9 protein-coding genes are annotated in these 9,164 nt (G+C 68.7%); 8 read left to right on the forward strand and 1 reads right to left on the reverse strand.

The genetic code is table 11. The features are described from left to right. Window positions 1-49: 49 nt before the first annotated feature. Complete coding sequence (locus Q0833_RS17815; RefSeq protein WP_298438310.1) at window positions 50-1,195, reverse strand: porin; 1,146 nt, start codon at window positions 1,193-1,195, stop codon at window positions 50-52. 270 nt (window positions 1,196-1,465) lie between these two features. Between Q0833_RS17815 and Q0833_RS17820 the strand changes: the two genes are divergently transcribed. From Q0833_RS17820 to Q0833_RS17855, 8 genes are all read left to right on the forward strand, one after another. Beyond that, the gene (locus tag Q0833_RS17820; RefSeq protein ID WP_298438312.1) at window positions 1,466-1,975 is read left to right on the forward strand and encodes a DUF3576 domain-containing protein; all 510 of its coding nucleotides are present in this window, start codon (window positions 1,466-1,468) and stop codon (window positions 1,973-1,975) included. A 98-nt stretch (window positions 1,976-2,073) separates the two neighbouring features. After that, complete coding sequence (gene leuS / locus Q0833_RS17825) at window positions 2,074-4,683, forward strand: leucine--tRNA ligase (protein WP_298438314.1); 2,610 nt, start codon at window positions 2,074-2,076, stop codon at window positions 4,681-4,683. Then, on the forward strand, window positions 4,670-5,164 hold the full coding sequence (gene lptE / locus Q0833_RS17830; protein ID WP_298438317.1) for an LPS assembly lipoprotein LptE: 495 nt from the start codon (window positions 4,670-4,672) through the stop codon (window positions 5,162-5,164). The genes leuS and lptE overlap by 14 nt, the downstream gene beginning before the upstream one ends. Further along, a complete protein-coding gene (locus Q0833_RS17835; RefSeq protein WP_298438320.1) occupies window positions 5,161-6,159 on the forward strand; it encodes a DNA polymerase III subunit delta in 999 nt (332 codons plus the stop codon). The genes lptE and Q0833_RS17835 overlap by 4 nt, the downstream gene beginning before the upstream one ends. Window positions 6,160-6,201: 42 nt before the next feature. Beyond that, window positions 6,202-6,789, forward strand: a complete 588-nt coding sequence (locus tag Q0833_RS17840; protein WP_298438323.1) for a glutathione S-transferase family protein — start codon at window positions 6,202-6,204, stop codon at window positions 6,787-6,789. Beyond that, window positions 6,782-7,639 (forward strand): L-threonate dehydrogenase, encoded by an 858-nt coding sequence (ltnD, locus tag Q0833_RS17845; protein WP_298438326.1) that lies wholly within the window; start codon window positions 6,782-6,784, stop codon window positions 7,637-7,639. The genes Q0833_RS17840 and ltnD overlap by 8 nt, the downstream gene beginning before the upstream one ends. Beyond that, the gene (locus tag Q0833_RS17850; RefSeq protein ID WP_298438329.1) at window positions 7,636-8,283 is read left to right on the forward strand and encodes an aldolase; all 648 of its coding nucleotides are present in this window, start codon (window positions 7,636-7,638) and stop codon (window positions 8,281-8,283) included. Before ltnD ends, Q0833_RS17850 begins: the two co-directional genes overlap by 4 nt. Further along, on the forward strand, window positions 8,280-9,017 hold the full coding sequence (locus tag Q0833_RS17855) for a TIM barrel protein (RefSeq protein ID WP_298438332.1): 738 nt from the start codon (window positions 8,280-8,282) through the stop codon (window positions 9,015-9,017). Before Q0833_RS17850 ends, Q0833_RS17855 begins: the two co-directional genes overlap by 4 nt. Window positions 9,018-9,164 lie beyond the last annotated feature (147 nt).

The following is a 9,164-nucleotide window of genomic DNA, read 5'->3' on the forward strand; positions in this document are numbered from 1 at the left end:
AGAAGGGCGGGCACAAGGCCCGCCCTTCCCGACTTGTGATCCGTTAGGATCAGAAGTTCATGCGCACACCGAAGGAGACGGTGTCGTTGTCGACGTTGATCGCCGGGGCGAGGGCGCCGCCGGAAACTTCCGAGTGGCCGTAGCCCAGCTGGATGATCGCGCCACCGCCGAGGTCGTAGTTGGCGGCGATGCCGTAGCCTTCGGCTTCCGGACCAGCGTCGTGGTCGTACTTGCCGTAGTTGACGCCAACCGAGATCGCACCGGTGGTGTAACCCACGCCGACGCCGATGTGATCGGTGTCGAAGCCGTTGGTCAGGATGCGACCGCCGACGACCGTGGTCGCAGCGATGGTGTCCGGCACGCCGAGCGCGTCATCGAGACCGGTCGTCGCAGCCGAAGCAGCCGTCGCCGCGGTGCCGCCGAACGGGAAGTGGTTCTCGTAGGACATGTACGACAGGCCAGCCTGCCAACCGCCGGCGAAGCTCGAGTTGATCGAGAGGCCGTAGGTGTCGAGGTCGATGTCGCCCGCGCCCAGGTTGACCGAAGCCGTCTGGAAACCAGCGCCCAGGCCGAGCTCGGCACCGCCGAAGTCGAGCTGGTAGGTCATACCAAGACCGAACACGTCGTCGGTGTCGACGATGTCGGCGCTGGCGGCGTTCGGATACTGGGTGTCGTCCAGTTCGGCCGAGACCGCGATCCCGAAGTCACCGAAGGAGTAGTCGTAGCGGACGATCTGACCGTCATACAGGCCGTCGAGGCCGGCATTGCCGTTGAAGCCCGTATGGGCCGTCTCGGCGTCGTCGATCGAACCCGCGGCGAAGTTGACTTCCTGCAGGGCCCAGTCAAGGGCACCGTCGGTGTCACCGGCGGTCAGGGTGCCGAAGGCGCCCGAGATGAAGATCGTCTCGCCGCCCTGGGTGGCGTCGCCGAACGCGTCGTTGTCGTTCGACTCGTCGAGGTCGATCGTGGCACCGAAGGTCAGGCCGCCATCGGTTTCGCCGGCCATCGTGAAGGTCACGTCGATGTCGGTGAAGAAGCCCACGTCGGTGTTGGCGGCAACGGCGGTGCCGGGACCGTAGGTGAAGCCACCCGCGTCGCGGATACCCATTTCGGCGTTACCGGAGATGGTGACATCGGCCGCGGCGACGCCCGTCAGGGCGACCAGTGCGGTGGATGCAAAGAGAACTTTTTTCATAGTTTTCCCTCTAGATTTCGTTCGTCCCCACCACGGGAATCGCGTTGGGCGTGGTTGTCGTTTCTACCATCGGCCCCCGCGCTGCAAGGAAGCCCCTGAAGGCCCGCCGGATTTCGCCCTTTTACCGGTGCGGTTCTGCCACAGTGGGGGCAGGGGTGCCCAAGTTGGAACAAACTCGACCCCGGAGCGTGGCCCGAAGGGCGCAGGATACCTTGTCCGAGGACGCGCATCCGGGGTAGGCAGGGCGCGAAAGATCGAAGGGGACGACAGATGCGGGCGAAGACCGTGCGAAATTGGGTCGTGGGCATGACGCTCGCCGGGGTTCTCGCCGGGTGCGGCAATGGCACGTTGTTCGGCCAGACCCGCGCCGAGCGGATCGCGGCGCAGGACAATCCGGCCGACCGTGCGAGCGAGGGGCGTCAGGTGACCTCCCAGCAGTCGTCCGTGTTCGACCTCTTCAACAACCGGGACGACCCGAACGTCACGCTCGAGGTGAACCGTTACCTCTGGGCCGCGTCGCTCGACGTGCTGTCCTTCATGCCGGTGCAGAACGCGGATCCGTTCTCGGGCGTGATCCAGTTCGGCTACGGCACCCCGCCGGGCGGCGGGCGCGCCTACCAGGCGACCGTCTACGTGCAGGACCCCGCGCTCGACGCGCGCAGCCTGAACGTCGCGCTGCGGACGCGGGGCGGCACCGTCAATCGCGAGACCCAGCGTGCCATCGAGGACGCGATCCTGACCCGGGCCCGGCAGCTGCGCATCCGCGACAGCAACCTCTGAGGCCCCCTCGCGCGGCCCGCGACCCGGGCACGCGACACGGAACAGACATCCGCGCCCGGCGCCCGCGTGGTCCGGGCGCCTGCATGACGGGATGCGAGATGAGCTACGACAGCACCGAGATCGAGGCGAAGTGGCAGGCGGCCTGGGATAAGGCCGACCTGTTCCGCGCCACCCGGAGCGACAAGCCGAAATACTACGTGCTCGAGATGTTCCCCTATCCGTCGGGGCGCATCCATATCGGGCACGTCCGCAACTACGCGATGGGCGACGTCGTGGCGCGCTACAAGGCCGCGCGCGGCTTCAGCGTGCTGCATCCGATGGGCTGGGACGCCTTCGGGATGCCGGCAGAGAATGCCGCGATGGCGTCGGGCGGGCATCCGAAGACCTGGACCTACGACAATATCGACGTGATGCGCGGTCAGATGAAGCCGCTGGGCCTCTCGATCGACTGGAGCCGCGAGTTCGCGACCTGCGATCCCGAGTATTACGGCCAGCAGCAAGCGCTGTTCCTCGACATGCTCGACGCAGGGCTGGTCTATCGCAAGCCCGCGGTCGTGAACTGGGACCCGGTCGACATGACGGTCCTGGCCAACGAGCAGGTGATCGACGGCAAGGGATGGCGCTCGGGCGCCGAGGTCGAGCGCAAGGAGCTGACGCAATGGGCCTTCGCGATTTCGTCGATGGCCGAGGACCTGCTGGCCGGGCTGGACCGGCTGCAGGACTGGCCCGACAAGGTGCGGCTGATGCAGGAGAACTGGATCGGCAAGTCGCGCGGACTCGAGATGACCTTCGCGCTGTCCGTGCCCGCGCATGGCCATGACGGGATCGAAATCTACACCACGCGGCCCGACACGCTGCGCGGCGCGTCCTTCATCGCCATCGCGCCCGAGCATCCGCTGGCCCGCGCGCTGGCGGCCGACGATGCCGATCTGGCGGCCTTCGCCGTGGATGTCCGTCGGGGCGGAACGACCGAGGAGGCATTGGAAAAGGCCGAAAAGCGCGGCTACGACACCGGCCTCACCGTCGAGAACCCGTTGGGTGGAATGCTTCCCGTCTGGGTCGCGAATTTCGTTCTGATGGATTACGGCACCGGCGCGATCTTCGGGTGCCCCGCGCACGATCAGCGCGATCTGGACTTCGCGCGGAAATACGATCTGGCCGTGATCGACACCTTCGTGGCGCTCGATGACGGGTCGCCCGTCGCGGACGAGGCCTTTGTGCCGCCCAAGACCGAGGCGGTGCGCTGGATCGATCAGCCCGCTGGTATCGATGTCGCCACCGGCCAGGAGGCCATCGACGCAACCATCGACTGGGCCGAGGCGCAGGGGATCGGGCGTGGCCGCGTCCAATATCGCCTGCGCGACTGGGGCCTGAGCCGTCAGCGCTATTGGGGCTGTCCGATCCCGGTGGTGCATTGCGACACCTGCGGCGTGGTGCCCGAAAAGAAAGAGAACCTGCCCGTCGAGCTACCCGATGATGTCAGCTTCGATGTGCCCGGCAATCCGCTCGACCGCCATCCGACATGGCGCGACGTGGCCTGCCCGTCCTGTGGCGCGGCGGCGAAGCGCGAGACCGACACGATGGACACCTTCGTGGATTCCTCGTGGTACTACGCGCGCTTCACCGCGCCCCGCGCCGATACGCCGACCGTCGCCGAAGACGTCGCCTACTGGATGAATGTCGACCAGTATATCGGCGGGGTCGAGCACGCGATCCTGCACCTCCTCTACAGCCGCTTCTTCGCTCGCGCGATGGTCCGGACCGGGCACCTGCCGCAGGGCACCGAAGAGCCGTTCGACGCGCTCTTCACGCAAGGGATGGTCACCCATCCGGCCTATGTGAGTTACCAGCCGTACAAGATTGTCGGAAAGGCCACGGGAGACGGCATTCCTTCCTCGGGGCCGCCTGACCCATCGGAGACTGCGCGCTTCAAAACGTACCACTTTCCGGAGGAAGTCGACCTCAAGACGAAGACGCTCCGAGAAACCGGCGAGCCCATCGAGATCCTGCCCGCGATCAAGATGTCCAAGTCGAAGAAGAACGTCGTCGATCCGATGGACATCATCGCGCAATACGGCGCCGACACGGCCCGCTGGTTCGTCTTGTCCGACAGCCCGCCGGAACGTGATTTCGAATGGACGCCCGAGGGCGCCGAGGCGGTACACAAGCATCTGCGCCGGGTGCATCGGCTGGCCGAGGACATCGCGCGCGCCGATCGGCCGAGCGGTCCCGCGGATGCCGATCTGCACCGCGCGACCGCGAGGGCGATCCAGGAGGTGACCGAGGGGATCGACGGCTTCGCGTTCAACAAGTCGGTCGCCAAGCTCTACGAGTTCACAAACACGCTGAACCGCTCGGATGCGGGTGCCGAGGCGCGGCGCACGGCGATGCGGGTGCTGGCGCAGTTGATGGCCCCGATGACGCCGCACCTGGCCGATGAGGTCTGGCGCATGGCGGGTGGCGAGGGCTTCGTGATCGAGGCCGAATGGCCGGTCGCGGACCCGGCGCTTCTGGTCGACGACACGGTGACGCTGCCGATCCAGGTCAACGGCAAGAAGCGGTCCGAGGTCGTCGTGCCCAAGGACATGGCCAAGGACGCCATTGAGGCGCTGGTGCTGGAGGATGAGGCGGTGCGTCGTATGCTCGACGGCGCGGTGCCGAAAAAGCTGATCGTTGTGCCGGGACGGATCGTCAATGTCGTGGTCTAGGCGCGCCATCTTCGCCGCATCGCTCGGCGCCCTGCTGTCGGGTTGCGGCTTCACGGCGGTCTATGGGCCGGCGGGGGGCGGCACGGCCCTGCGCGGCGCGATCCTCGCGACCGAGCCCGATACCGATTTCGCCTTCGCCTTCGTGCGCCAGTTCGAGGAACGGCTGGGGCTGCCGGATGCGCCGCGCTGGACCCTCGACTATGTCTTCACCGCCGAGGAGGTCGCGCTGGCCATCGACGGGTCGAACAATATCACGCGGTTCAACCTCGAAGGCGCGCTGCGCTGGACGCTGTCTCCCACCGGCTCGGACGTGGTGTTGCTGCAGGGGACGGAACGCAGCTTCACCGCCTATTCCGCCAGCGGATCGACCATTTCGACCCTCGCCTCCGAACGCGATGCCGAGCGGCGGCTGGCGGTGATCCTGGCCGACAAGGTGGTGGCGCGGCTTCTGGCCGAGGCGCCGCTGCCCGCGACCCCGTGAACCTGCGGGGCGCGCAGGCCACGCGCTTCTTCACGACGCCCGATCCCACCACGGCGGGCGCTTTGATCTATGGCGGCGACGCCATGCGGGTCGCGTTGAAGCGGCAGGAGCTGATCGCCAATCTCGCGGGTCCGACCGCTGACGAGGAAATGCGCCTGACCCGCATGTCGGGGGCCGAGGCCAAGGCCGATCCCACCGCCGTGACCGACGCGCTGAAGGCCGTGGGTTTCTTTCCGGGCCCGCGCGTCGTCTTCGTCGACAGCGTCACCGAGGTGCAGGCCGCACCGGTGATCGCGGCATTGGCGGACTGGGCGGCGGGCGATGCCGCGCTGGTCGTGACCGGCGGGGCGCTGAAGAAGACCTCGAAGTTGCGGAAAGCGTTCGAGGGGCATGCCAAGTCGGTGGCGGTCGGGCTCTATGACGATCCGATGTCGCGCGAGGAGATCGAGGCCGCCATCGCCGCCGAGGGCCTCACGCTCGACGCGGACGCGCGGCGCGATATCGACGCGCTGGCGCTGGCGCTCGATCCCGGCGACTTCCGCCAGACGCTGACGAAGCTCGCGCTCTATGCCGGGGGCGAGACCGTCGGCTGCGAAGCGGTCGGTCTGATGGCGCCCGCCACAATCGACGCCGAGACCGACGAGGTGATCGCCGCCGCCGCGGACGGGCGCGCGGGCGCGATCGGCCCGCTGATGCAGCGCCTCGGCGGGCAGGGGGTCGCAGCGGTGACGTTGGTGATCTTCGCCACCCGGCATTTTCAGCAACTGCATGCGGCGGCGGTCGGCGGCGGCGTGGGCAACCTGCGCCCGCCGGTCTTCGGGCCGCGCCGTGACGCGATGGACCGGCAGGTCCGCGCCTGGGGGGCGGCCCGGCTCGAGACGGCGCTTGCGCTGCTGATGGAGACCGACCTGACGCTGCGGTCCGCCTCGCGCGCGCCGGCCCTCGCGGTGATGGAGCGGGCCCTGATCCGGCTTGCGATGATGGCGCGGACCTGACCTTTGCCCTAGGTTCCCGGTTCAGGGGCGGGGAGGATCGCGATGTATCGATTGTACGGGCAGGTGAAGAGCCGGGCGATGCGCCCGCTCTGGCTTCTGGAGGAACTGGGCGAGACCTTCGATTTCGTCGGAACGGACCCCCGGTCGCCCGAAGCCTTCGCGGTCTCGCCGTTGGGCAAGATCCCGGTGCTCGAGACCGATGACGGGCTGCTGTTCGATTCCGTCGCGATGATGACGATGCTCGCCGACCGCGCGGGCCGCTTCACGCATCCGGCGGGCAGCTACGAACGCGGGCGGCAGGATGCCCTGACCAACACGATCAACGAGACCTTCGACGCCGTGCTCTGGGCCTATGCCAAGCACAGCTTCATCCTGCCCGAGGATCAGCGCGTGCCGGCCGTGAAGGACAGCCTGCGCTGGCAGTTCGGGCGCTACGGCGCCGTCATGGCCGACCTTCTGGGCGACGGGCCGTACCTGATGGGCGAGGAGCCCGTGATCCCCGACATTCTCTTGGCGCATTGCTGCGGCTGGGCGGCGGGCCTCAAGTTCGACCTGCCCGACGCATTGCGGGCGCATATGAACACGATGCGGGCACGCCCCGCCTTCCGGAGGGCGATCGCGCATGGCTGATATCGGGATCTGGGGCCTCGGCTCCATGGGAATGGGGATGGCGCAGTCGCTGCTGCGCGCCGGGCACCGCGTCGCGGGCCATGACGTGCGGCCGGGCGTGACGCTCGACGGGGGGACGCCGCTCGCGCCCGATGCGATGTCGACGGCCGTCCTTGTGGTGCTGAACGCGGCACAGACCGAGGAGGTGCTCTTCGGGACGTCGGGCATCGCGGACTCGCTGGCCGAGGGGGCGGTCGTGATCGCCTGCGCCACGGTCCCGCCGGCCTTCGCCCGCGACATGGCGGAGCGCTGTTCTGCGATTGGACTGCACTATCTCGACGCGCCGATCTCGGGCGGGGCCGCCAAGGCGGCGACCGGGCAACTCTCGATCATGGCCTCGGGCAGTGCGCCGGCCTTCGCCGCCGCGCGGCCCGCGCTCGACGCAATGGCCGAGACGGTGTTCGAGCTGGGCGAGGCCGGTGCCGGATCGGCCATGAAGGCGGTCAACCAGATGCTGGCGGGGACGCATATCGCCGCCATGGCCGAGGCGATGGTCTTCGGCATGACGCAAGGGGTCAGTCCGGCCCAGTTCATGGAGGTGATCCCGTCCTGCGCGGGCACGTCCTGGATGCTCGAAAACCGCGGCCCGCATATCCGGGACGGCGACTACACCCCCCGCTCGGCGGTGCCGATCTGGCTGAAGGATCTCGGGATCGTAGGCGAGATCGCGGCGGCGGCGGGGATCGAGATGCCGCTGACGGAGACCGCGCTCTCGCGGTTCCGTGACGCGGCGGCGCTGGGCCTCTCGGACGAGGACGACGCCGCGGTCGCCAAGGTGTATGCGCGCCAGGCCGGGCTCGATCTGCCATGAGCGCCGAGGCGCGCCTGCGCGAGACGATCTGCATGCTGGCCCGGTCGCTTTATGACCGGGGACTGACCCACGGGTCGACCGGCAATATCTCGGCCCGGACCGAGGATGGCGGGCTTCTCGTCTCGCCCACCGGGACCAGCTTCGGGCGGCTCGATCCGGGGCGCCTCGCGCGCTTCGATGCGGGCGGCGCCCATGTCGGCGGCGACCGCCCGACCAAGGAAATGCCGCTCCATTCGGCCTTCTACGACACGCGAAGCACCGCCGGGGCGGTCGTGCATCTGCATTCCTGTCACTCCGTCGCGCTGTCGATGTTAGCCGAGCCGGGCGAGCCGTTCCTGCCGCCGCTGACGCCCTATGGCATCATGCAGCTGGGGCGCGTCGAGCTGTTGCCGTTCTTCATGCCGGGCGATCCGGCGATGGGCGATGCGGTGCGGGGGCTGGCGGGCAAGCGGTCGGCGGTGATGCTGGCCAATCACGGACCGGTGGTTGCGGGCCGCGACATCGAGGCCGCCTGCAACGCCATCGAGGAGTTGGAGGCGACGGCGAAGCTGGCCCTCCTGACGCGCGGGATGGGGCCACGGGGCCTCGATGACGACCAGGTGCGCGACGTCGTGACCAAGTTCGAAGTGGAGTGGGACGCATGAGGTTTTCGGCCAATCTGGGATTTCTCTGGACCGATCTCACGCTGCCGGACGCGATCCGGGCGGCCAAGGCCGCGGGGTTCGACGCGGTCGAGCTGCATTGGCCCTATGATACGCCCGCCGCCGAGACCCGCGCGGCACTCGAGGAGACGGGGCTGCCTTGCCTGGGGCTGAACACGCGGAACGGGACGACGAACGGGCTGGGCGCGCTTCCGGGTCGCGAGGCGGAGGCCAAGGCGGCTATCGACGAGGCTGTCACTTACGCGCGGGAGATCGGCGCGGGCGCGGTCCACGCGATGGCCGGGTTCGCCGAGGGTCGGGCGGCGGACGCGACCTTTCGCGAAACGCTCGCCTATGCCTGTGACGCGGCCCCCGATCTGACGATCCTGATCGAGCCGCTGAACCGCCACGACGCGCCGGGCTACTTCCTGACGACGACGGGGCAGGCGGTCGTTCTGATCGACGCGCTGGCGAAAGCGAACCTGAAGCTGATGTTCGACTGCTATCATGTGCAGATCATGGAGGGCGACCTGACCCGCCGCTTCGGCGAGGTTCGGGATGTCGTGGGCCATGTCCAGTTCGCGGGCGTACCCGCACGCGGCCGCCCGGACGAGGGCGAGATCGCCTATGACCGTCTCCTGCCCGCGCTGGACTGGGGCGGGCCATTCGGGGCCGAGTACAAACCCGGCGGCGACACCGGTGCGACCCTGGACTGGCTGCGCGGCTGGCCGCGGTAGTCGGACCGCCCAAGGGCGGTCCGACCCCGGGGGGGGGGGGGGCCCCCCCCCCCCGCGGGGGGGGCCGCGGGGGGGGGGGGGGGGGGGCGCCGGGGGCGGGGGCGGGGGGGGGGGGTAGGCCCCACCCCCCCCCCCGCCGCCGTAAGG

The sequence above is a fragment of the uncultured Jannaschia sp. genome (assembly GCF_947503795.1).
Lineage (GTDB): Bacteria > Pseudomonadota > Alphaproteobacteria > Rhodobacterales > Rhodobacteraceae > Jannaschia.